Below are 983 nucleotides of genomic sequence, written 5' to 3' on the forward strand. Positions count from 1 at the left end.
GGCGAAGACCACCAGAAACAGGCTGTCGAGACTGCCGGACGAATTATACAAGCGCTTGGCCTACCCATCGAGATCGAAGGCCAGACGCTGTTTACCTCCTGCAGCATTGGCATCGCGACCCTGGATAATCATCACAATACAGCTGAGAACCTGATTCGAGATGCGGATGTGGCGATGTATTCGGCCAAGAAACAAGGGCGTGGTCGCTTTGCGATCTTCGATGTGTCGATGCGGCAGGCCTCGATCGACATGTTGATGCTGCAAAGCGCGCTCAAGCATGCGATCACAGCCGATGAGTTCTACCTGGTATTCCAACCGATCTTCTCTGTAGAAACTGAGGCCATCGTGGGGGTTGAAGCCTTGATCCGATGGCGCCATCCGATCTGGGGAAATGTCACACCGGATGTTTTCATCAGCGTGGCAGAGGACATTGGCGTCATTCACGAGCTTGGTCAGTGGGTAATGCGCAATGCTTGCCGTGAGGTCAGGAGGTGGCGCGACAGCTTCCCGAAGAAAACCATCAAGCTCAACGTCAATGTGTCGGGGGTCGAGATGAACCGCAAGGGCTTCGCTATTCAAGTTGCCCATATACTTAACGAGACCGGATTTGACCCTTGCACTCTGCAGATAGAGATCACCGAGTCGGTCTTTCTGCATGAACCGGATGTTGTGCTCCAGACTCTGGTAGCCCTTCGAGCTCAGGGCATTCGCGTCGCGTTGGACGATTTCGGCACGGGCTACAGCTCCCTGAGCTATATCGACCGCTACCCTATTGATGTCATCAAAATTGATCGCTCATTCGTCTTCCGTATGATGAGCCATGAGCGCAGCGTTGCCATCGTCAAAAGTATTTTGTCGTTGGGCCAGGTGTTGGATCTGGCAATCGTGGCTGAGGGGGTAGAGACGCAAAGCCAGATGGCTCAGCTCAGAATTCTAGGCTGTCCTTATGCTCAAGGCATTCTGCTGAGCACACCCTTGCTTGC

Annotated in this window: 1 protein-coding gene; it reads left to right on the forward strand. The window is 53.7% G+C overall.

The genetic code is table 11. The annotated features are described in order from the left end of the window. Positions 1–983 (forward strand): GGDEF domain-containing phosphodiesterase (locus ABEH28_RS27295; protein ID WP_346631569.1); only part of this gene is annotated, 983 nt, incomplete at both ends.

Source organism: Pseudomonas sp. Ps21-P2 (assembly GCF_039672565.1).
Lineage (GTDB): Bacteria > Pseudomonadota > Gammaproteobacteria > Pseudomonadales > Pseudomonadaceae > Aquipseudomonas.